General features: G+C 58.6%; 21 protein-coding genes and 1 pseudogene. 16 read left to right on the top strand and 6 right to left on the bottom strand.

Annotated elements, in window-relative coordinates; genetic code table 11:
* The 8 genes and pseudogenes from SIK97_RS06555 to SIK97_RS06520 form a co-directional block, all read left to right on the top strand.
* On the top strand, positions 1 to 318 hold a 318-nt coding region (locus SIK97_RS06555; protein ID WP_319610927.1), incomplete at its 5' end, for a hypothetical protein.
* 91 nt (positions 319 to 409) lie between these two features.
* A complete protein-coding gene (locus SIK97_RS06550) occupies positions 410 to 1,411 on the top strand; it encodes an LLM class flavin-dependent oxidoreductase (protein ID WP_032749196.1) in 1,002 nt (333 codons plus the stop codon).
* Positions 1,408 to 2,529, top strand: a complete 1,122-nt coding sequence (locus SIK97_RS06545; RefSeq protein WP_047723850.1) for an amidohydrolase — start codon at positions 1,408 to 1,410, stop codon at positions 2,527 to 2,529. Before SIK97_RS06550 ends, SIK97_RS06545 begins: the two co-directional genes overlap by 4 nt.
* A 30-nt stretch (positions 2,530 to 2,559) precedes the next feature.
* Positions 2,560 to 4,833 (top strand): annotated as a pseudogene (locus SIK97_RS06540) (NtaA/DmoA family FMN-dependent monooxygenase).
* Positions 4,834 to 4,844: 11 nt separating this feature from the next.
* Complete coding sequence (locus tag SIK97_RS06535) at positions 4,845 to 5,354, top strand: GNAT family N-acetyltransferase (protein WP_004120729.1); 510 nt, start codon at positions 4,845 to 4,847, stop codon at positions 5,352 to 5,354.
* 9 nt (positions 5,355 to 5,363) lie between these two features.
* Positions 5,364 to 6,290, top strand: a complete 927-nt coding sequence (locus SIK97_RS06530; RefSeq protein ID WP_014229255.1) for an amino acid ABC transporter permease — start codon at positions 5,364 to 5,366, stop codon at positions 6,288 to 6,290.
* Positions 6,274 to 7,053, top strand: coding sequence for an amino acid ABC transporter ATP-binding protein (locus SIK97_RS06525; protein WP_014229256.1), 780 nt, complete (start codon positions 6,274 to 6,276; stop codon positions 7,051 to 7,053). The genes SIK97_RS06530 and SIK97_RS06525 overlap by 17 nt, the downstream gene beginning before the upstream one ends.
* Positions 7,050 to 7,943: an ABC transporter substrate-binding protein gene (locus tag SIK97_RS06520; protein WP_029946963.1), complete on the top strand. Its 894-nt coding sequence runs from the start codon at positions 7,050 to 7,052 to the stop codon at positions 7,941 to 7,943. Before SIK97_RS06525 ends, SIK97_RS06520 begins: the two co-directional genes overlap by 4 nt.
* Positions 7,944 to 8,008: 65 nt before the next feature.
* On the opposite strand, the gene SIK97_RS06515 is transcribed toward SIK97_RS06520, so the two are convergent.
* On the bottom strand, positions 8,009 to 9,319 hold the full coding sequence (locus tag SIK97_RS06515) for an MFS transporter (RefSeq protein ID WP_048263002.1): 1,311 nt from the start codon (positions 9,317 to 9,319) through the stop codon (positions 8,009 to 8,011).
* A gap of 218 nt (positions 9,320 to 9,537) precedes the next feature.
* Positions 9,538 to 10,734, bottom strand: coding sequence for an L-talarate/galactarate dehydratase (locus SIK97_RS06510; RefSeq protein ID WP_057174140.1), 1,197 nt, complete (start codon positions 10,732 to 10,734; stop codon positions 9,538 to 9,540).
* Positions 10,735 to 11,038: 304 nt separating this feature from the next.
* Between SIK97_RS06510 and SIK97_RS06505 the strand changes: the two genes are divergently transcribed.
* From SIK97_RS06505 to nadS, 5 genes are all read left to right on the top strand, one after another.
* Positions 11,039 to 12,043 carry a LacI family DNA-binding transcriptional regulator gene (locus tag SIK97_RS06505; RefSeq protein WP_057174139.1) on the top strand — a complete coding sequence of 335 codons (1,005 nt, stop codon included), beginning with the start codon at positions 11,039 to 11,041 and terminating at the stop codon, positions 12,041 to 12,043.
* A 125-nt stretch (positions 12,044 to 12,168) separates the two neighbouring features.
* Positions 12,169 to 12,786, top strand: coding sequence for a glutathione S-transferase family protein (locus SIK97_RS06500; protein WP_025107871.1), 618 nt, complete (start codon positions 12,169 to 12,171; stop codon positions 12,784 to 12,786).
* A gap of 69 nt (positions 12,787 to 12,855) precedes the next feature.
* A complete protein-coding gene (gene pptA / locus SIK97_RS06495) occupies positions 12,856 to 13,083 on the top strand; it encodes a tautomerase PptA (protein WP_004850668.1) in 228 nt (75 codons plus the stop codon).
* Positions 13,084 to 13,332: 249 nt separating this feature from the next.
* Positions 13,333 to 13,650 (top strand): type II toxin-antitoxin system RelE/ParE family toxin, encoded by a 318-nt coding sequence (locus tag SIK97_RS06490; RefSeq protein WP_014229262.1) that lies wholly within the window; start codon positions 13,333 to 13,335, stop codon positions 13,648 to 13,650.
* A 75-nt stretch (positions 13,651 to 13,725) separates the two neighbouring features.
* Positions 13,726 to 14,022, top strand: coding sequence for a NadS family protein (gene nadS / locus SIK97_RS06485; RefSeq protein ID WP_004138143.1), 297 nt, complete (start codon positions 13,726 to 13,728; stop codon positions 14,020 to 14,022).
* Positions 14,023 to 14,270: 248 nt separating this feature from the next.
* Here nadS and SIK97_RS06480 read toward each other — a convergent pair whose 3' ends face one another.
* The 3 genes from SIK97_RS06480 to SIK97_RS06470 are packed head-to-tail and all read right to left on the bottom strand — an operon-like array spanning position 14,271 to position 18,900.
* On the bottom strand, positions 14,271 to 15,875 hold the full coding sequence (locus SIK97_RS06480) for a carbohydrate porin (protein ID WP_048263006.1): 1,605 nt from the start codon (positions 15,873 to 15,875) through the stop codon (positions 14,271 to 14,273).
* Between the two features lie 44 nt (positions 15,876 to 15,919).
* On the bottom strand, positions 15,920 to 17,302 hold the full coding sequence (locus SIK97_RS06475; protein WP_057174138.1) for a glycoside-pentoside-hexuronide (GPH):cation symporter: 1,383 nt from the start codon (positions 17,300 to 17,302) through the stop codon (positions 15,920 to 15,922).
* Positions 17,303 to 17,328: 26 nt separating this feature from the next.
* Complete coding sequence (locus SIK97_RS06470; protein WP_057174137.1) at positions 17,329 to 18,900, bottom strand: family 78 glycoside hydrolase catalytic domain; 1,572 nt, start codon at positions 18,898 to 18,900, stop codon at positions 17,329 to 17,331.
* Positions 18,901 to 19,103: 203 nt separating this feature from the next.
* Between SIK97_RS06470 and SIK97_RS06465 the strand changes: the two genes are divergently transcribed.
* Positions 19,104 to 19,925, top strand: a complete 822-nt coding sequence (locus SIK97_RS06465; RefSeq protein WP_014229266.1) for a helix-turn-helix domain-containing protein — start codon at positions 19,104 to 19,106, stop codon at positions 19,923 to 19,925.
* A 146-nt stretch (positions 19,926 to 20,071) separates the two neighbouring features.
* Here the strand turns inward: SIK97_RS06465 and SIK97_RS06460 are convergent, their stop codons facing one another.
* Positions 20,072 to 20,653 (bottom strand): flavin reductase family protein, encoded by a 582-nt coding sequence (locus tag SIK97_RS06460; RefSeq protein WP_004850682.1) that lies wholly within the window; start codon positions 20,651 to 20,653, stop codon positions 20,072 to 20,074.
* A gap of 210 nt (positions 20,654 to 20,863) precedes the next feature.
* Here SIK97_RS06460 and SIK97_RS06455 point away from each other — a divergent pair, with 210 nt between their 5' ends.
* Both SIK97_RS06455 and SIK97_RS06450 read left to right on the top strand, forming a co-directional pair.
* Complete coding sequence (locus SIK97_RS06455) at positions 20,864 to 21,568, top strand: ABC transporter ATP-binding protein (protein ID WP_025107867.1); 705 nt, start codon at positions 20,864 to 20,866, stop codon at positions 21,566 to 21,568.
* Positions 21,565 to 22,533, top strand: coding sequence for an ABC transporter substrate-binding protein (locus SIK97_RS06450; RefSeq protein WP_057174136.1), 969 nt, complete (start codon positions 21,565 to 21,567; stop codon positions 22,531 to 22,533). Before SIK97_RS06455 ends, SIK97_RS06450 begins: the two co-directional genes overlap by 4 nt.
* Positions 22,534 to 22,562 lie beyond the last annotated feature (29 nt).

Below are 22,562 nucleotides of genomic sequence, written 5' to 3'. Positions count from 1 at the left end.
GCGGCTTCTTCCCGGCTTGCGCTGCGCTTAGCCGGGCTACCGAACCGCAGATTGCTGGTAACCCGTAGCCCGGGTAAGGCGTTTACGTCGCAACCCGGGGAATATGCCGCGACGTGGCATAGCTGCGGCTTCTTCCCGGCTCGCGCTGCGCTTAGCCGGGCTACCGGGCTACCGGGCTGCGGATTGCCGGGAACCCGTAGCCCGGGTAAGGCGTTTACGCCGCAACCCGGGGAATGTGTCGTCACGTGGCATTGCTGCGGCTTCTTCCCGGCTAAGCGCAGCATCGCCTCCGGGGCAGTTACCTCACCGCATATCTAATTTCCGGCAGAGCACATGTAAATAAATTGTTTCTCACCAGCCGCGGGCGCTTCTAATAATGCAGTCATGTTAATCCACATGAGCCTGCGAAATGTCTTATCGAATCAGTATTCTGGATAAAAGCCCGCTGGCAGCCGGAGAAACGGCTGCCCAGGCGCTGGCGCGTACATTAACGCTTGCGCAACAGGCGGAAGCCTGGGGCTATCATCGCTTCTGGATAGCCGAACACCACAATACTGACCAGCTCGCCAGTCCGTCGCCAGAGCTGGCCATTGCCTGGATCCTCGGCCAGACCCGCAGGATTCGCGTTGGCTCCGGCGGCGTCATGCTGCAGCACTACAGCCCGTATAAAGTGGCGGAAAACTTCAATATGCTGGCTTCCCTCGCTCCGGGCCGCGTGGATCTGGGCGTGGGCAAAGCCCCTGGCGGACTGCCGCTCTCCACTCGCGCGTTGCAGCAGGGGCTTAACCCACAGCAAAAGGGGCGTTTTGCCGACCAGCTGGCGCAGCTCGACAACTGGCTGTCGCTGACCGAAGCCGACGGTGAGGAGAGCGTCCGCGCAACGCCGATCCCACCGCGTCGCGCCGACGGCTTTCTGCTCGGCGCCAGCCTGGAGAGCGCGCAGCTTGCGGCGCAGCTGGACTGGAACTTCGTCTTCGCCGCCCATCTCAACGGCGATAAGCAGCTGCTGCGCGAGGTGTTAACCCGCTGGCGCGAACTGAGCCGTCGCGACGCGATTATTGCCGTCCAGGTCATCGTGGCCGAAGAGGCCGCGACGGCGGCGGAGCTGGCAAAATCCGTCGAAACGTGGGGCGTTGAGCTGGAAAACGGCCAGCGGGTCACCGTCGGCAGCGAAGCGCAGGCGGCCGCCTTTGCCCGTCAGGCGGGCAGCAGGCCGACGCGCATCGCCCGGCGGGAATCGGCGGTGCTGTTCGGCACCCCGGAACAGGTGAAAGCGCAGCTGGATGCCCTGCAGTCGGCCTGGAACATCGACGAATTTATTATCGACACGCCCATTAACGATGGCGCGGCGCGCCTTAACTCCCTGCGCCTGCTGGCCCGGGCGCATTTGAGCGCGGAGGTGCAGCCATGAGCCTTGCCGAACAGTTAATTCGCTGGCGGCGCGAACTGCACCAGTACCCGGAGCTCTCGCTGCAGGAGGTCGACACCACCGCACGTATTCGCGACTGGCTGCAGAGCGGCGGCATCAGCCTGCTGCCTTATGAACTGAAAACCGGCGCGGTTGCCGAAGTGGGCAGCGGCGATAAGGTGATAGCCCTGCGTGCCGATATCGATGCGCTGCCTATCGAAGAGGCGGCCAGCGTGCCGTTTCGCTCGTTGAATGCCGGCGTGATGCACGCTTGCGGGCATGATATTCATACCAGCGTGATCCTTGGCGCGGCCTTACTGCTGAAACAACGCGAAGCGCAGCTGGCGGGACGCGTCCGTATTCTGTTCCAGCCGGCGGAGGAGAGCTTCGGCGGCGCGAAAACCCTGATTCGCGCCGGCGTGCTGGAGGGCGTTTCCGCCATTTTCGGTATGCATAATGAACCGGGTCTGCCGGTGGGCGAATTCGCCACCCGAGGCGGCGCGTTTTACGCCAACGTCGATCGCTTTGTGTTTAAGGTGACCGGCAAAGGCGCTCACGCCGCCCGGCCTCATGAAGGGAAGGACGCCATTCTGCTGGCCAGCCAGCTGGTGACCCTGCTGCAAAGCGTCGCCAGTCGCGAAGTGAATACCCTCGATTCCGTGGTGCTTAGCGTCACGCGGATTCAGGGCGGCAATACCTGGAACGTCCTGCCGGAAAGCGTCGAGCTGGAAGGTACGCTGCGCACCCACAGCAGCGAAGTCCAGCAGCGGGTGAAAGCGCGGGTGAGCGAGATTGCCGCCGGCTTCGCCAGCGCCTTCGGCGCGCAGATAGATGTCTTCTGGTACGCCGGACCGACCGCGCTGGTTAATGATGAGCGCTGGGCCGCTTTCGCCAGCGACGTGGCCGATAAGTCTGGCTACCGCACGCACCATGCGGATCTCCATCTCGGCGGGGAGGATTTTGCCGTTTATCTTCAGCATATTCCCGGCGCGTTCGTCAGCATCGGCAGCGCCAGCGAATTTGGTCTTCACCATCCGGCGTTTAACCCGGATGAGCGTTTAATCGCCCCGGCGGCGCACTACTTTGCCGATCTGGCAGAGAAGGCATTAAAAGCACTTTAATTATTCAGGGTCATTGACTAAGGATTAACGATGTCTGAACAACGGCAGCTGCGCATTGGTACTATATTACACGGCGCATCGGGAAATATGTCGGCCTGGCGTCATCCGGCCGCGCTGGCCGACGCCAGTATTAACTTTGAGTTCGTCAAGCAGACGGCGTTAAAAGCGGAAGAGGGCAAGCTCGATTTTATTTTTGTTGCCGATGGCTTATATATTAATGAAAAATCGATCCCGCATTTTTTAAATCGTTTTGAACCGCTCACCGTATTATCTACCCTTGCGGCGGTAACTTCGCGTTTAGGCCTGGTCGGTACCCTGTCGACCTCCTACAGCGAACCCTTTACCACCGCCCGCCAGTTCGCCAGCCTCGATCATCTGAGCGGCGGCCGCGCGGGCTGGAACGTGGTCACCTCGCCGCTGGAAGGTTCAGCAAAAAACTTCTCCCGCGCCCAGCATCCCGATCATGCGCTGCGCTACCGTATTGCCGATGAATATCTGCAGGTTGTCAAAGGCCTATGGGACTCCTGGGAGCAGGACGCGTTTATTCGTAATAAAGAGAGCGGCCAGTTCTTTGATAAAAACAAGCTGCACACGCTTAATCATCACGGCGATTTCTTTAAAGTAGCCGGTCCGCTAAATATTGCCCGCACGCCGCAGGGCCGGCCCATTATCTTTCAGGCGGGCGCCTCCGATGACGGTAAAAAGTTAGCCGCCAGCCACGCAGACGCTATTTTTACCCATCAGGAGTCGCTGGCGGAGGCGCAGGCCTTTTATCGCGACGTCAAAAGCCAGCTTGCAGCGCACGGCCGCCGGGAGAGCGAACTGTATATCTTCCAGGGCGTCAGCGTCATCGTTGGCGACAGCGCCGACGATGTGGAGCAGCAATACCAGACCACCGCTGCGCTGGTATCGATTGAAGACGCGCTGAATTATCTCGGCCGCTATTTTGAACATCACGACTTTGCCCAGTATCCGCTGGATGAGGCGTTTCCGGATATCGGCGACCTCGGGCAGAACAGCTTTCGCAGCACCACCGACGAGATAAAACGCAATGCCCGCGAACGCGGCCTGACGCTGCGCCAGGTGGCGCTGGAGGCGGCCAGCCCGCGACCGCGCTTTGCCGGAACCGCTGAAGAGGTGGCGGATGGTCTGCAGCAGTGGTTTGAACAGCGCGCGACGGACGGTTTTATTATCCAGGGCGGTACGCCGGATACCTTCCCGCGCTTTGTGGATCAGGTGGTACCGATTCTTCAGCAGCGCGGACTATTCCGCCGGGAATATCCCGGCACCACGCTGCGCGAAAGCTTAGGGCTGGCAGAGCCCGTGAATCAATTCCAAAAACAATAATAGAGAACACCCGCTATGCAGAAAACGCAGAAAAAATCGCTATTACTGGCGCTGGCGCTGGCCGTTAGCGCGTCATCCTGGGCGCAGAACGTCACGATCAACGGCACCGGCGTGAGCCTCGAAGCCAACAAAACGCCGATTCATACGGCGAAAAACCCGCAGGCTATCGCGCAGCTGCCGAAAGGTCTCCACCTGGCGGTGCCGGGTAAGCTGACGGTCGCGGTCGCCGCGCTGAACTCACCGCCGCTGACCGTGTTTTCTGACGATAACAAAACCCTGCTCGGCAGCGAGGTGGATATCGCCCGCCTGGTGGCCGACAGCCTCGGGCTGGAGCTGAATGTGGTACCCACCTCGTGGGAGGACTGGCCGCTCGGCGTCGCTTCCGGCAAATATGATGCGGCGGTCAGCAATATCACCGTGACCAAAGAGCGCAAAGAGAAGTTTGATTTCGCCACCTACCGCAAAGATTCGCTGGGTTTTTACGTCAAGAGCACCAGTCCGCTGAGCAAAATTGAAAAAGCGGAAGATATTGCCGGGCTGCGGATTATCGTCGGCTCCGGCACCAATCAGGAAGCCATTTTGCTGGCGTGGAACGCCGAGAATCTCAAGAAGGGGCTGAAGCCGTTTACGCCGGTCTACACCAAAGACGACGCCGCCCAGACCCTGGCGCTGCAGTCCGGGCGCGCCGACGCCTTCTTCGGCCCCAACGTGATCGGCGCGTGGAAAGCGGCGCTGACCGGCAAAACGAAGCTGGTAGGCAGCGTTGACGGCGGCTGGCCGAAGGCGGCGCATATTGCCGTGACGGTGAAAAAAGGCAGCGGTCTGGTTGAACCGGTACAGACGGCGCTGAACGGCGCAATCCGCAGCGGCGACTACGCGAAGGTGCTGAACCGCTGGGGGGAAGGCGTGGAGAGCATTCCGCAATCGGAAATCAACCCGGCCGGACTCGGCGACTAACAGGAGGCATGATGAGCGATCTATTCCGCGATGTCTCTCCGGAAGCGCCGGAGCTGCAGCCGATTATTGAGGGCCTGTTCGGCGAGTACGCCGCGCGCTACGGCGACTATTTCTCCCGCGATGCCGAAGTCGAGCTGACTGAATGGTATCTGGCGCCGCAGGGGCTATTTATCGTGCTGGAGCGCGAAGGGGAAATTATCGCCACCGGCGCGTACAAACCGAAAGATGCCCATACGGCAGAAATCAAACGTATCTGGACCCATCGTCGTCTGCGCCAGCAGGGGCTGGCGGCGAAAGTGGTGCAGGAGCTGGAGCGACGGGCGCTGCTCGCGGGCTACAGCCATATCTATCTGACCACCGGTTTTCGGCAGCCGGAAGCGGTGCGGCTCTACCTGAGCCAGGGCTACGAGGCGCAGTTTGACCTCAGCCGCGATCCGGAAGAGTACAGCCTGCCGCCGTTCGATGGTCGACTGCGCTTTACGAAAGCGCTGGCGGTCAGCGCGCTGAGCCAGAGCGCTTAAGGAGCCAATATGCATACCCAGGAAACGATTAAGGTTGTCCCCGCGCGCTATCCGCTGCGGGCGGTAGGCGCGCTGCTGGCGCTGCTGGTGCTGGCGGTGGTGATTCAATCGGTCGCCTTTAACCCGCGCTGGGAGTGGCGCGTCTTTGCCCGCTGGTTCTTTGACCCGGTGATCCTTGAAGGTCTCGGGCAGACGCTGCTGCTGACCCTGCTGGCGACGGCGCTGAGCGTTATTCTCGGCGGCCTGCTGGCGCTGGCCCGGCTCTCCAGTTCATGGCTGCTGAGCAGCCTGGCCTGGGGCTATATCTGGCTGTTCCGCTCGCTGCCGCTGATCGTGGTGCTGATTATTCTCTACAACTTCTCCTATCTTTACGACACGCTAGCGATAGGCATTCCGTTCACCGCGATTCGCTGGGCCAGCTTTGAGACCATCAACGTACTGGGGCAGTTTTCTACCGCCGTTGTCGGGCTGACCCTGGTGCAAAGCGCCTACACCGCCGAAATTATCCGCGGCGGCTTTCTCGGGGTCGATCACGGGCAGTATGAAGCGGCGGCGGCGCTGGGGCTTCCGGCCAGCCGTCGGACCCTGCGCATTATTCTGCCGCAGGCGCTGCGCACCATTTTACCGGCGGGCTTTAACGAAATTATCAGCCTCGCCAAGGGGACGGCGATGGTTTACGTGCTGGCGATGCCGGAGCTGTTTTACACCATCCAGATGATCTATAACCGCACCCAGGAAGTGATCCCGCTGCTGATGGTCGGCGCCGCCTGGTATCTGGCGATCACCAGCGTGCTGTCGCTGATCCAGTATCTGGTCGAGCGCGGACTGGCCCGCAGCGAACGCCGCTCGGCGGTCAATAGCGCCCGCAGCAGCCGCCGCGTTGAGTCCATTCGTCGCCCACAACCCCAGGAGTCCGCCCATGCCCAACTCTCGTAACGGCCATATCTCCATCACCGGCGTCAGCAAATATTTTGGCCGCCATAAAGCGCTTGATGACGTATCGCTGGAAATCGAACCCGGCACGGTGACGGTGATCCTCGGGCCGTCCGGTTCGGGAAAATCGACGCTTCTGCGGGCGATTAATCATCTGGAGCGCGTGGATGAAGGCTTTATTCAGATCGATGGCGACTATATTGGCTATCGCCGTAAAGGCGACAAGCTCTACGAGCTGAAAGAGAAAGAGATCCTCCGCCAGCGGGTTAACGTCGGCTACGTATTTCAGAACTTCAACCTGTTCCCGCATCTGACGGTGCTGGAAAATCTGATTGAGGCCCCCATCGCCCATAAGCAGGCGACCCGCAAAGAGGCGATCGCGCGGGCATATGAACTGCTGGACGTGGTCGGACTGCGCAATAAAGCCGACGCCTGGTCGCGGCACCTGTCCGGCGGCCAGCAGCAGCGCATCGCTATTGCCCGGGCGCTGGCGCTTAACCCGCGGGTAATGCTGTTCGATGAACCGACCTCCGCGCTCGACCCTGAGCTGGTGGGGGAAGTGCTGGACGTGATTAAAAAGCTGGCGCGCTCCGGCACCACGCTGGTGGTGGTCACCCATGAAATCGGTTTTGCGAAAGAGGTGGCGGACCGGGTGGTGTTTATGGTCGACGGCAAGATAGTCGAGCAGGGCAGCAGCGACGCCGTGCTGAACCAACCGCAGCATCCGCGTACGCGGCAGTTCTTATCGAGGGTATTAGCGGCATGAGAAACGGACTTTTGGCCCTGACACTACTCTCTTTATCTGCGGCATCGCAGGCGGCTATCGACCTGCGCGCCAACGAGCAGCCGCTGCCGGTGACCCGCGATGAGCAGGCGATCGCGAAGATCCCGGCAAATTACGCCTTCGTCGAGCCGGGTACCTTAACGGTGGCGATTTCGGCGCTCAATTCGCCGCCGCTGGCGCTGTTGGCCAGCGATAACCGCACGCGTATCGGCAGCGACCCGGATATTGCCCGGCTGCTGGCCGGCAGCCTCGGGCTGAAGCTAAAGCTGGTGCCCACCGCCTGGGAGGACTGGCCGCTGGGGATTACTTCCGGACGCTACGACGTCGCGCTGGTCAATATTGCGGTGACCGAGCAGCGGAAGGAGAAGTTTGATTTTGCCACCTATCGCGTTGACTCTCTGGCCTTTTCCGTGAAATCAACCAGCGATATCGCCCGCGTGAGCGGTCCGGCGGATCTCGCGGGTAAAAAAGTGATCGTCGGGTCCGGGACTAACCAGGAGCGGATTTTGCTCGGCTGGAACGCCGAAAACGAAGCCGCCGGGCGGCAACCCGCGCTGCCGGTCTACCTGACCGATGACGCCTCGGGTAACCTCTATATTCAGTCCGGTCGCGCGGACGTGTTCTTTGGGCCGCAGTCGGTGGCGGCCTATAAAGCGGCGCTCAGCGGCAAAACCAAAGTCGTCGGCCTGGGGCCGAAAAAAGCGTACGTTGCCACCACGACCAAAAAGGGCAACGGCCTGGCTCCGGCGCTGCAGGCGGCGCTGAACGGCGCGATTGCTCGCGGCGAGTATCAGAAAGTGCTGGCGCGCTGGGGAGAGCAGGGCGAAGAGGTGACGCAATCGGAGGTGAATCCGCCGGGGATAACCTACTAAAAAACCGCTGTTTCGCAGGAGTGTGATGCGAAACAGCGGAGGCGAATGCTCGCCAGGGTTTTAAATCAGGCGGCGCGCGGGGTCAGCGTCAAACGATCCAGCGGCCCGACGATAAACAGATAGGAGAACAGGCCCAGCACGCCCATGGAACCGACGTACAGGATGGCGTAATCAAAGGAGTGGGTATTAGCGAGGATCACGCCGATAACCAGCGGCGTGATAATACTCGCCAGGTTGCCGCACATGTTGAACACCCCGCCGGCAATTCCCAGCATTTCCTTCGGCGAGGTGTCGCTCAGCACGCACCAGCCGAGGTTACCGAAACCTTTAGCAAAGAAGGCCAGGCTCATGGCGGCGATCACCACCACTTCCGAGGTGGTGTAGTTGGCGACGACAATCACGCAGGAGAGCAGCATGCCGCAGATCACCGGCAGCTTGCGGGCGGTCGTCAGGCTGTAGCCGCGTTTGAGCAGCCAGTCTGAGAATACCCCACCGAGCAGTCCGCCGATAAATCCGGCAATGGCCGGGATACTGGCGACAAAACCGACCTTGAGGATCGACATACCTTTGGCCTGGTAGAGATAGGTGGGAAACCACGTCAGGAAGAACCAGGTAATGGACGTTACGCAGAACTGGCCGATATACACGCCGATCATCATGCGATTAACGCAGACGCTTTTAATCTGCGCGAGGGTTAATTTCTGCTGCGTTTTTTTCGTGCCTAATTCCGGCTCGCCGCCGCCTTCGCGAATATAGTCGAGCTCCTGTTGGTTAATTTTTGGATGATGAGAGGGATCTCTTACTTTTACCAGCCAGAATATTCCCAGCACCACGCCGATAGCGCCAATATAATAAAATACGTAGTGCCAGCTTAAATTATGCAGAATAATCGTCATTAGCGGCGTAATAATTCCCAGAGAAATATACTGCGCGGCCTGATAGACCGAGGTGACGAACCCGCGCTCTTTGTTGGGAAACCACTGTACGCTGAGACGGCTGTTAGCGGGGAAGGCGGGGGCTTCAATCGCGCCCATCATCAGGCGCAGAATCACCAGTACGATCAATGGGCTGGCGAACAGATAGATCGTTCCCTGAAACATGGTGACGATCGACCAGCCAATCAGCGCGCAGCCGTAGACCAGCCGCGAACCATATTTATCCAGCAGCCAGCCGCCGGGTATTTGCATAATGACGTAGGAGATACCAAAAACTGAAAAGGCCAGCCCCATCGCCTCGGGATCAAAGCCTAGCTCTTTGCTCATAATAGGCGCGACGACGGACAGCGTTGCCCGGTCGGCATAATTAAATACGGTAGCCAGAAATAAAAACAGTAATATGCCGTAACGCACGTTGCTGCGTTTTAAGGGGGTAGTCATCTTCAACTCCTTTGCAGGGTTGTTTATTGTGGGTACAGTCAATAAGAGGTATTTCCCCGGCAGGGCTACAGGTTTTCAGTCATCTGCGGACCGGTAGCCCGGACAGATGCGCCGCATCGCCTCCGGGAAAACGCGATATTCTCCCGGGGGCGGCGCTTGACGCGCCTTGCCCGGGTTAAGGGGCCTGTAGCCCTTACGCCGCCATCCGGGGAATTCGGTTAAGGGCGTTTACCAAACTCGCAGCTTTGCTGGGTCCAGCGGCGGGCCTGTTCGCTCAGGGTAAAGCCCAGACCGTGGCGTTCGGAAACCCACATCCGCCCGTCGCGCAGCTCCAGCTGTTCGTTAAACAGCGGGTTCAGCCACTCGAAGTGCTCCAGCCACGGCTCGAGCGGGTAGGCGGCGGCGAGATGCAGGTGTACCTCCATCGCAAAGTGCGGGGCCAGCTTGCGACCGTGCTTCGCCGCCAGATCCATAATCTTCAGGAACGGGGAGATCCCGCCGACGCGCGGCGCATCCGGCTGGACAAAGTCGCTGGCGTTGCCGAGGATAAGCTGCTCATGTTCGCGGAAGCTGGTCAGCATCTCGCCGGTGGCAATCGGCGTATCCAGCGCGGCGGCGAGCTGCGCGTGGCCTTCAACATCGTAGGCGTCAAGGGGCTCTTCAATCCAGATCAGATTGAACTGCTCCATTTTGCGCCCCATGCGGATGGCGGTTTCGCGATCCCACTGCTGGTTGGCGTCCACCATCAGCGGGAAGTCATCGCCCAGCACCTCACGCACCGCCGTCAGGCGACGAATATCTTCGGCGGTATTCGGCTGACCGACCTTCAGCTTAATCCCGCCAATTCCGTTCTCACGGGAGATAGCCACGTTTTTTAACACCTGATCCAGCGGCGTATGCAGGAAGCCGCCGGAGGTGTTGTAGCACTGAACGGAATCGCGGTGCGCGCCGAGCAGTTTCGCCAGCGGTAGTCCGGCGCGTTTGGCTTTCATATCCCACAACGCAATATCAAGAGGGGAGATGGCCTGTACCGCCATACCGCTGCGGCCAACGGATGCGCCGGCCCACAGCAGTTTGGTGTAGATCTTGTCGATATCGTTCGGATCTTCGCCGAGCAGATTATCGGCGATCTCTTTGGCGTGGGCGTAAATGCCCTGGCCGCCCGCACGCTTGGAATAGCTGAAGCCAACGCCTTCAAAGCCGTCCCGGGAGCGGATTTCCGCGATGATGATCGCCACTTCGGTAAGCGGTTTTTGCCGACCGGTCAGAACCTTTGCATCGCTAACGGGGGTCGCCAGCGGCAGAAAGGCCAGCGACAGTTTGACGTGTTCAATGCGGTCGCCGGTTTCAGCGGCGGTTTTGACGCCGGAAGCTTTGGCGTAGGTCACGGACTCGGAATTAGCGCTCGAGGTCATAGTCAGTTCCTTTTTAGTGATAAAATGTTTGCGCTAACATTTTTAATCCTGAAATTGTCCTGGCGCTACGACAGTGATTTTAATTTGTACAAACGATCACAATTAGCGGTTATAAAGGGTAAAATTATGCAGCGCAGGTCACGATCCAAAAAGGTTTGTGAAAAATCACAAATAAAAATGATAGCGATAACATTTTGTGTTTCAGGTATTTGATTCTATTGGGGATGTCGAGGTGAGCGCTGGCAATTGCGCGGGCCATCATCAATAATGGCCACAGAAAACGACTCAACACAGGGGCTTAGTCGTGAAAAGCAGAAAACCGACGCGCGCGCCGACGCTGGATGACGTAGCCCGTAGCGCCGGATTGTCGTCGATGACGGTCAGCCGGGCGCTGAATACGCCGCAGCTGGTGAGGCCAAAAACGGTCGAGAAAGTAATGCAGGCGGTGCAGGCAACGGGCTATATCCCTAACGCGCTGGCCGGCGGCCTGGCCTCCAGGCGCAGCAAGCTGGTGGCCGTGGTGGTGCCGCAAATCAATAACAATATGTTTGTCGATACCATCCAGGCGCTGAGCGATACCCTGGCGGCGCGCGGCTACCATATGCTGCTGTGCGTGGCGGGCTACAGCCGACAGACCGAAGCCGAGCTGGTAGCAACCTTACTCTCCCGGCGTCCGGATGGCGTGGTATTGACCGGCATTCAGCACGCCCCGGCGCTGAAGAAGACGATCCTCAACGCCGCCACGCCGGTGGTGGAAATCTGGGATCTCACCCCGACGCCGCTGGATATGCTGGTCGGTTTTTCGCATGAAAAAGTCGGCGAAACCATTGGCGAGTACCTACTGGAAAAAGGCTACCGCTGCCCGGGTCTGCTGTGGGCTGGCGATGCGCGCGCGACGTTGCGAAAGCAGGGGCTCCGCGCCCGGCTGGCCAAAAACGGCATTGACGATGCGCCGCAGGTCGAGGTGCCGCTTCCGGCATCGCTGGCGCTGGGGCGTCGCGGGCTGGCCGAGCTGCTCGCCGGCGGCGAGTTTGACGTTATCGTCTGCAGCTCCGATACCCTTGCCCAGGGGGCGATTATGGAAGCCGAAAGCCGGGGGCTGCGCGTGCCGCAGGATCTGGCGGTGATCGGTTTTGGCGATCTGGACTTCGCCGCCAGCAACCGCCCGGCCATCACCACCGTCAGCGTCGACCGTCATGCCATCGGCGAGCAGGCGGCCACGCTGCTTGCCGACCGCATAGAAGGCGGAGAAGAAGGGGAAGCGATTATTGATATCGGCTTTCACCTGGTGGCGCGCGAGTCGGCGTAGCTCTGCCGTTTCGCATGTGCGAGGGGGCCTCAATAGCGGCATGGCGTAATCAAATCTATACTGCAAAATTGCTAAACCCGTCGCCGCTCTGTTCCTGAGCGGCAAATTCATCGAGGGCGCAGAATATGATCACCGTCTATGGCGTACCCGGCTGGGGCTCAACAATTAGCGAACTGATGCTGACGCTGGCCGATATCCCGTACCATTTTGTTAACGTTGAGGGCTTTGACCAGCCGGGCCCGCAGCGCGACCGCCTCAAAAAGATAAACCCGCTGTGTCAGGTGCCGACCCTGACGCTTGCAGACGGCAGCGTGATGACCGAATCCGCGGCGATTGCCCTGATGATCCTCGACGTTCGACCGGATCTGGCTCCGGCGCCGGGATCGCCGCAGCGGCATGCCTTTCAGCGTCTGCTCATCTGGCTGGTGGCGAACGTCTATCCCACCTTTACCTTTGCGGATTACCCGGAGCGCTGGGCCGCCGATGCGCCAGAACAGCTGCGGGAAAGCTGCATCAGCTATCGCAAATCGCTCTATCTATGGCTGGAGGAGCAGCTTGCCGCCGCGCCGTATGCGCTGGGGACGGAGATAACCCTGCTGGACTGCTATATTGCGGCGATGTGCGCCTGGGGCCCGCGCCGGGAGTGGTTTGCGGCGCAGACGCCAAAATTCTTCGCCGTGGCGGATGCGGTGTATCGCCATCCCAAACTCGAAGCCGTTCTGCGCCGCAACGAGCTGATTTAAAGCACAAAAAGCGATCCGGATGACGCGGGTTATGCTAGTTTTATCGTCCAGACAATAAAGGAGCCTGCTATGCCGCACGTTGATATTAAATGTTTTCCCCGCGACCTGAATGATGAACAAAAAGCGGCGCTGGCCGCCGATATTACCGAGGTGTTGATTCGCCACCTCAACAGCAAAGAGAGTTCAGTGAGCGTGGCCCTGAAGCAGGTTGAGCCGAGCGACTGGCAGCAGGTGTGGGACAGCGAAATCGCCCCGCAGATGGAACAGTTGATTAAGAAACCGGGCTATAGCATGTAACCCGGTTTCTTTCCCGGAGGCGATGCTGCGCATCTGTCCGGGCTACGCGTTCCCGGCGGTTTGCAGTCCGGTAGCCCGGGCAGGCGCTCTGCGCCGCCCCCGGGCGGGGGGGCACTGAAGCGAAGTCATGAGCGATGCATCTTGTCATGGGTAAACGCGTCACCATGTACAGGGTACATAAAACCCCTTGATTAATGTACCCTGTACATGTATTTTGTCTGATAAGTCGTAAGGACATCAGGGAATGAGATGTTTACTTTTATTGAACTACAAGGTTTCAGTAAACGACGCCAGGCGCTGTTACCGGATGATGAATTTCGGGCCTTCCAGGAAATCCTGATCAATGATCCTGAGGCAGGTGACACCATTTCGGGAACCGGAGGTTTTCGTAAAATCCGCTGGAGTCGTCCCGGAACGGGAAAGCGCGGCGGCGTGCGGGTGATTTACTATAATGTAACGATAAAGGGAAGAATCTACCTGGCGCTCATCTATCCTAAAAATGAACAGGATGAGTTAAGCCAGGAGCAGAAAAAGATGTTAAGGCAGGTTGCTGAGTTATTAAACTAGCCAATAAACATGAAGTGAGGCTGAGCTATTAATGATCGATACATTGATAGCGCCAGAGAGCCAACTGAGGTGTGTATGAAAGACGAATTGTTTGCCGATCTGCTGGCTAGTGCAGAAGAAATGGTCAGGATTGAGAAGGGTGAACAAACGCCGAAGGTGCACCACGTTCATACCTTCAGCGAAGTTGATGTGAAAGCGATACGCGAAGCCACAGGTTTAAAACAGCAGGACTTCGCCGCCGCCGTTGGCGTTAGCTATGAGCTGGTTAAAAGCTGGGAAACGAAACGACGTCATCCAACCGGTGCATCCAGGAAGCTGCTTTTATTGCTTCAGGGCAATCCATTGATTATCAACTTGTTGAAGGTTATTTGAAACGTTATCCTTCGCAAGGAAAATGACAGAGTTTGCCCCATTTCGTAACCAGCGCCTTTAAAAAGGAGAGTATTACGTATGGAAACCAATGATTCTATTTTGACAGAAGTCGAGAAATAGAGCGCTCATATTTTATGGTTTTTATTTTATTAGTTTAATGTACTTTATACTGAACTAGCATAGTGACAAAGTAAGAACGCGTATTTAAATAAACCCGCCCAGGCGTTTGCTCCGGACGGGCTATTTTATTAAAACCAAATCTCCGTCTGCACGCCAAAGTTCCAGTTTCCGCCGGCGGTAAAGCCTTTACTGCCGAAATCATCGTTGATCGCGTAGCGATCCAGATCTTTATCCCAGTTCATCCACGTAACAAAGAAACGTATCTCCGGCCGCGCTTTAATATCCAATACATCGCCCACTTTAAACGTCGGGGCGAAGGTCAGCTTGTAAAAATCGCCGCTCACCGCCTGGTATTGATGCACGCCGCTGTCGTAGCGATAGGTTCGGCCGTTGGGATTCAGGTCCATATATTGCCAGGACGCCTCGTACAGCAGGGCGAAGTTGCGGGTGATCCCCTGGGAAACCCGCAGGTTGAAGGTTGCCCAATCGTAGCGGTCCCCGTCGCGATAGCGGTCTTCGCTATGCTGGGCGATAACCGATGGCGCAAGCTGCCAGTTTTTCCCCAGCGGCAAAATACCGTATGACGCAAAGCGCAGAGATTTGGCGTTTTCGGTAAGATCGCCGTCGCTGCCCGGCTGCCGCGCTTCGGCGCCCAGCCCGCCGCCGTACTGCAGGGCGCTCTCCGATACGCCCGGCGCCAGGCCATAAAACCGCTGCTTGTCGTGATACGCCAGCATCGCGTAGTAGCCGTTTTTCGCCGTATTATCGCTGCGCAGGGCGTAGCTGCCGGTCGTCGACGTCGTATCTTTCAGGTCATCGTTACCCTGGGCGGTCATCGCCGTGGTCATCAGCTGCCAGTTGTTCCAGAAGTGGTTGGCGGTAAACATCAGGTTTTGTATATCGTTATCCTGATAGTTATCGCTGCCCAGATCGCCAAAGCTGCGCGCATAGACCGAGTAATCGCCGCGCAGCGTACTGTTCCAGTTGACGTCATTGATCCCGCCGCCTGTACCGCCGAGGAACATAATATCGCTATCGGTAAAGTGGATATCGAAGTTATCGCGGTCGAAACGCTTGCCCGCCCAGATGGAGGCGCTCCTGAACGGCCCGGAAAAATCGGCGAAATTACCCATCTCGACGTACAGCTGGCGCACGTTCAGATGGTGGCTGTCGTTATCCTGCACCCACGGATCCGGGTTGGTCGCGCCGTCGGCAAGCATGGTTTTAAAGTGCGCCCACGACCCGTCGCTGAAGGTCATTTTTTTGCCGAAGCTGAGCTCCACGTAGTTATCTTTCTCATTACCGAGACGGCCAACGTGGGCGTCACCGTTGAGCGAACTGGCCGGCGAGATCCCCGGGCCGCCGCGCGCGCCTTTGCCGTGGCTGTTGACCAGCATTCCGGAGCGGGCGTAGGCGTTAAATTCAAAGCCGTCGGTAAGGCGGGTTTTCGCCAGCTGTTTGTCGGCAGCCTGCTGCTTTTGCTCCGTGGCATCGGTGCGCTGGCTTAACGTCTGCACCTGTTTTTCCGCCGCCGCCGCACGCTGTTCTGCCGCGCTGGTGCGCAGCTCCGCCTGCTGCGCCCGACGTTTAGCCTCTCCGGCCTCCTGCTCCGCATGATTAAGCCGGGCCTCCAGCAGCGCCAGCCGTTGTTCGACGGTGAGCGGAGCCGCATTTGCGCCGTAAGCCGAAAAAAGGGCGCAGCAAACCGCCGCGCTAATCAAAGAGATACGCATATTAATCCTTATTTTTTTCAGAGGTATGAAGGGTGTGCTGCGCCTTACAGGGCGTGGTTTTCTCCGGCGACTGACGACGAGTCCGACGGCGCGCGGCGTCCGGCATCAAGGTCGGCGCGGATCTGTTCATACTGGTCGTCGAGGCGATAGAAGCGGCCAATCCACAGCATTGAGGCGACAATCAGCAGCGCCGGGATATAGAGGTAGCAGGCTTTTATCGCCAGCATCGCGCCGTCGCTTTGGGCATGATTGGCGATATAGCCGCCGGATGAGAGCAGTACCCCGGTAATAGCGCCCGCGCCCGCCATAGCCACTTTGCCAAGAAAGCCGTTGATAGAGGTTAAGATGCCGGCGGTATTGATGCCGGTTTTCCACACCCCGTAATCCACCGGATCGGCCTGCATGGAGAAGTAAATTGCCGTGCGCTGTCCGGCGCCAAGCGATAGCACCACCGCACCGGCAACCAGGCCCCAGCTGTTAACGCCTGCCGCCATCATCATGCCCATGCCGACCAGGTTGATCGCGCTGGCGACCAGATAAACGTGGCGCTTTTTCATCCGGCTGGCGAGCAGCGGCACGGTGAGGGTACCCAGCAGAGGCACGAAGGTAGAGATCCCGGCGACGATCGCCGTGAGATCGTTATTGCCGACGTAATAATGGAAAAAGTAGACCAGCGCCCCGGTCTGGAAGAAAAACGCGCCCCACATCAGGAAAATATTGATGGCGAAGACGAACCACGGCCGGTTGGCGCGCAGGCTGACCCAGGCGCGTTTTAAGGTCATGCGCTCCTGCGTAATGCTGATATTTTCCTTAACGTTCCGGAAGCTCACCAGCAGGAAGAAGGTGGCAATAACGCCGAAAACCACCGCCGTGTAGAAGAAGCCGTGCTGCTGATTGCCTTTCCCCAGCGCGCCAACCAGCGGCAGAGTGGCGACCGCGACGATGGTCGCGCCGAGCGAACCGAGCAGAATACGCACCGCCGACAGCGTGGTGCGTTCCCGCGAGTCGTTCGTCAGAAACGGCAGCATGGCGCAGAACGGAATGTTGACGATGGTATAGAGAAACGACAGGCACAGATAGGTGACAAAAGCGTAGATCAGCTTACCGGTGGTGCCGAAATCCGGCACGTAGAAGGCCAGAATACACAGCAATCCGAAGGGGATCGCGCCAATAAGCAGATACGGACGACAGCGTCCCCAGCGGGTGGCGGTATTGTCGATAACCAGCCCCATCAGCACGTCGGCAACGCCATCCACCAGACGCGTCACGAGAAACATCAGGCCAACGTAATAGGCGGGCAGGCCCATCACGTCGGTGTAAAAGAACATCAGATAAAGAGAGATCATCTGCCACACGAGATTGCAGGAGAGGTCGGCGATGCCATAGCCAAGGCGCTGCCGCCACAGGGTAAAGGTTGTTTCTGCCATAAAAATACACTCGCTTATCGTTGTTGTTAAAGTCCGTACTGGCGAATAAACCAGGCCGGGGTGCAGCTCCACGCATGGCAATAACTGTTTATCAGTTTGCTGCCATAAGGGGAAAAATCAGGATGCGCCGGGTCGAAGATTTCCCAGAAGGTATCGGCGCCGTAGTCGACCATGGCTCCCCAGTAGGCTTTGATCTGCGCAATTGCCTCGTCGCGCAGCCCGCACTGCAGAAGGGCGGCGATATAGTGATGACGCAGGTAGGGTGTGTTCATGGCGACCGCGGGGGGATTTTTCTCCAGGTTGCGCATGATCTCCCGGCGTTGCTGCGGCGTGCCGACTTCCGCCAGCACCAGCCAGATTTGCGATGCCCAGGAGACCTGCCGCCGGGCGCCGCTGACGTAAAAGCCCTGCTGCGGGTCCCATAACGCATCGAGGGCCGCCGCTTTGAGCTGCTGTAAACGCTGGCGATAGCTTGCGGCCTGTTCAGGTTCGAAACGCTCCGCCAGCCAGATAGCGCGCTGCAGGCAGTAAATCAGTACCCCCTGCGCCGCCGCCTGTTTATTCAGCGACGCCTGCCAGTCGATAAACACCCACCAGTCGTCGCTATCGCGCACAACGCCGGAGGCGTCGCAGCGGGTCAGCGCCAGTTCTACCTGACGACGCGCCGTGGGCCACAGCTCGCGGGCCGTGGCCATATCCTCCGCGCTTTGCAGATAGTTGTAGAGGACGTCGACAAAAAACAATGAATAATCAAAAAGAAAGGTATCGTCCGCAATGACATCCGGCTGCACGAACACGTTGGCCGATACCATGCCGTCCTCGCGAGTATGCCCGGCAAAAAGGTACAGGCAGCGGCGCACCAGATCGTGGCGTGCGAAGGTGACATCGTTGACCAGCGCCTGCAGACGTAAATCGCCGAGCCACAGGCGGCGGTCGCGTTTGGGGCCATCTTCAAACACTTCCTGCATGCAGTTTTGCAGGGTCAGCACGGCAACGTTATCGATGGTCCGGAGCTGCGGGTCGGAGGTTGTCGCCGCCGGGCATGCACCGCTGGCCGAGGTGACCGCGTTAACCTCAATCTGGGTGAACTGCAGGCGAAACTTGCGCGAAACGGCTTTGACCTCCACCTTCAGATAGCGGAAGCAGTAGCGGCGCGGCAGGTCAATTTCGGCGGGCAGGACATCAAGCCACAGATCCTGCTGCTGCAGCCAGCTACTGCTGAGCCAGCCCTGATAGTCGCTGAACGGTTCGCACACTTCGCTCAGCGTTTCGCCGAAGGTCAACTGCAGATGGGCCGGAGCGTCCGGCGGACTCCCGGCGCTCTGGCAGAGAAAATGCAGGTAGCCAACGTAGTGGCTGCCAAAATCAATAATGACGCTATCGCCGCTGCTCAACTCGCGCTGGTAAAACGCGGCCAGGGTGCTCACCGGCTCGGCTCGCCAGCCGAAGAGCGCCGCGGCGTCGGCGTGGGCTTCGACTACCGCGATCGGCGGGTGTGCCTGACGACTCAGCGCGGGCCGGAGCGCCTCGGCGGTACGTAAAAATTTCGGGTGGCGGGTCATCATGACCTGAGAATTATGCTGAATTGACTGTGACATACTGCGTCCTCTGTGTTGATTTGTCCGCAGCATAAGACGCCGCCGCCCGCGGCAACCACTCTGGCAATGCCAATGCATCTGGCAAAATGGCACTGATAATGAGATGAGCGGGTCGCCGATCACAATTCCATAAATCTTGCTCGTGGCGGCCGGTTAAATGCATTATCTTGCCCCTGCGCCGTATGCCGTTTTGGACCCGATCGATGATGCTAACCGTTGAGTATTATTTCACCCATCCGCAGGATAAGCTGGGAATGTACGCCAGCGATCCGGAAGATAATAGCCATGAACATAGTCACGAGTTTGCTGAACTGGTGATCGTTGAAGAAGGACACGGCTTACACGTTATTAATGGCCGGCCATTATATATACAGCAGGGCGACGTTTTTTACGTTCAGCCGGGCGATGTTCACTATTATGATGAGCTGGGAACGCTTAAGTTAATTAACGTATTAATTAACCCACTGGTAGAATTTCATTATTTACAGCCTCTCGACACCTTATTGCAGACGTTCTCCGCACGAAAGGCTTCCTGCTACGGCTGGCTGGCGCCGGATACCCGCCATATCTGCAAGGAACTGGTAGATAAAATATTTTCTGCCGAGCTGCGGCGGGGGCAAAATATTGCCCTGCGCGAAGCCGCCTTTTTCCAGCTGGTGACGACGATTCTGCATGCGGAAACCGAAGCCGAATATAGCACCACCAAATATAAGCTGCATAAATTGCTGACCTGGCTACAGGAGCACTGTTTTGAAGAACATAACTGGCCGCAGCTGGCGGAGAAATTCCACCTGACCACGCGGACCGCTTTTCGCCATATTAAAGAGGCGACGGGATTGACGCCGGATAATTATTTAAAGCGTCTGCGCTTAGTTTCGGCGCGCGTCAAATTACGCGAGACCGATATGACGATTACCGAAGTGGCTTATTTATGCGGTTTTGCCAACAGCAACCACTTTACCACCTTATATAAAAAGGTCTTTGGCCTGACGCCCAGCGAAGACCGGCGGCGTTTGCTGCGCTAGTTCACCTCCCGGAGGCGATGCTGCGCATCTGTCCGGGCTACGCGCCCTCAGCGGTCTGCGGTCCGGTAGCCCGGGCAAGGCGCTGTGCGCCGCCCCCGGGAGAGACGCGCAGGGTGGTGAAGAATTGCCCCGGAGGCGAGCGGGGGCTATTCTTCCGGGGTATTGGCGCGGACGTGGCGGCCGCTGGCAACAAAGTTGCCGGTGCCGAGATGATGGAGGGTATTGATCTTATCGTCGTCGAACTGCCAGCGTCCGCTGACGAACGCGCGCTCATCGGCGGCGGCGGAAACCACTTCGCCAAACAGCGTATCGTACTGCTCCTGAGCCGCCGTTGCCGGCAGCAGTCGGCACTCCATCCATGCAAGACACTTCTCTTCAATCAGCGGCAAGCCCAGCTCCGGACCTTGCACGACCGGGATGCCGTAAGCGTTAAATTTATCCTCATCGCGTCCGCTGATGCTGCCGACCGCGTAGGTCCAACTGGCGGCCTCGACGCCGGGAACGACGATGCCAAATGCGCCGTTGCGCTCAATAATTTCCCGCGTCCAGGCGCTTTTATCTACCACGATGGCCAGCCTCGGCGGAGCGAACTCCACTGGCATCGACCAAGCGGCGGCCATGACGTTACGGCGTTGAGAGTGGGCGTCATAGCTGGTTATCAAAATTGTTGGGCCATGGTTGAGCAGGCGACTGGCGTACTGAAGTTCCACGTGGCGAAAACGGCTCATATGCGTTCCTTGGTAAATGGGTCTGATGCCAGACAACACGTTAATCCGCAATGAAAATGTAATCAATACGTCATCGAGGGTCCCTATAGTCGGCGTCACTAAGTCCCAAAGAGGATAACAATATGTTAGCTCCCCTGAATTTGTCTCAGGTGAGCGCGCGCCGGCGGATGTTGACCGCGGGCAGAGCCTCGCTTTCCCGACGGGAGGGCGATAATGCGCGCGCTTACCAGCATTAAACTCGACGGCGTTTCTTTCGCCTTCGGCGCCCACACCGTGCTTAATCAGATTGATCTGCATATCGATGCGGGCAGCATTGTTGCGCTGCTGGGGCCTTCTGGCTGCGGTAAAAGCACGCTGCTGCGCCTGCTCGCCGGATTAACCGTACCCGCCAGCGGCAGCATTCACTTTGGCGATCGCCTGGTGGCGAAAACCGGCTGGGGCTTGCCGCCGGAGCAGCGCGATCTCGGCATGGTCTTTCAGGATTACGCCCTGTGGCCGCACATGACGGCGGCGCAGAACGTGGCTTTCCCGCTGCGTATGCGCGGCGTCGGGCGTCAGCAGCGACAGCAACGGGTCGAGGAGGCGCTGGCGATGGTCGGTCTCAGCGGCTTCGCCGACCGCAAACCGTCGGGCCTTTCCGGCGGTCAGCAGCAGCGCGTTGCGCTGGCCCGCGCCATCGTCGCAGAACCGCGCGTGCTGCTGTTCGATGAGCCGCTCTCCAATCTCGACAGCGAGCTGCGCGAGTCGCTGTGCCTCGAAATGAGCCGCCTGCTGCGCCAGCTGGGCATCACTGCCGTCTACGTCACCCACGACCGTCGCGAAGCCGAACTGCTGGCCGACAAAATTATTCATTTATCTGCGGGCTGCATTGCCGCCGTCCGCGACGTGACTTCAACCTCAGGGGAATCCGTATGAAAACCGTTATCACCGTTACCAAAGGAGCCGCGCTCGCGATGATGTTGTCCGCCACCACGATCTCCAGCGCCCAGGCGCTCACCGTCTACACCGCCGGGCCGGGCTCGCTGGCGAAAAGCCTTGCCAGCGGCTATGAGAAGAAAACCGGCGTTAAGGTAAATATTTTCCAGGCCACCACCGGTAAGGTGATGGCGCGTCTCGAGGCCGAGCAGGCTAACCCGCAGGCGGATGTGCTGATTTCCGCCTCGTGGGATACGGCGGAAGATTTGCATCACCGCGGCTGGCTGCTGCCGTATCAGAGTGCCAATGCCGATAAGGTCCCGGCGAACCTGAAATCCGCCGATTACGTTGCTCAGGGTATTTCGGCCCTGGGGATCGTCTGGAATACCAAAAGCGGCACCCCGGAGCCGAAAGAGTGGCGCGACCTGACCGAAGCGGCGTTCAAAGACAAAGTGACGACGCCGGACCCGGCACTTTCCGGCGCGTCGCTGGATTTGCTGATCGGGTTACAGAATGGCATGGGCGATAAAGCCTGGGCGCTGTTTGATGCGTTAAAGAAGAATGGCATGGTGGTCAGCGGGCCGAACGCCCAGGCGGTAACGCCGGTGATGCAGGGGGCGAAAGCGGCGGTATTCGGCGCGGTTGATTATGTCTCTTACGGCAATATCCATCAGGGCGAATCGCTAAAGGTGATTTTCCCGGCCAGCGGCACGGTCATTGCACCGCGGCCGATGATGATCCTCAAAACCAGCCAGCATGCTGACGACGCAAAAGCCTTCGTTGATTATGTGCTGTCGCCGGAAGGCCAGGCGCTGGTCGCCGACGCCTGGCTTATGCCCGCCCGCAGCGATGTTCCGGCGAAGCGCCCGCTGCTCAACGAGCTGAAAATATTGCCGACCGCAGGCGAGGGCACTAGCGAACGTAGCGCGGTACTTTCCCGCTTTAATACGCTTTTCGCCCAGTAAACCGACTTTTCCCCCAGGCTTCGAAAGTT

It is taken from the genome of Klebsiella sp. JN_Kp126 (genome assembly GCF_033843325.1).
Taxonomy (GTDB): domain Bacteria; phylum Pseudomonadota; class Gammaproteobacteria; order Enterobacterales; family Enterobacteriaceae; genus Klebsiella; species Klebsiella michiganensis.
Note: the sequence above shows the minus strand (reverse complement) of the source record. Positions and strands in the feature narration are given on the sequence as shown.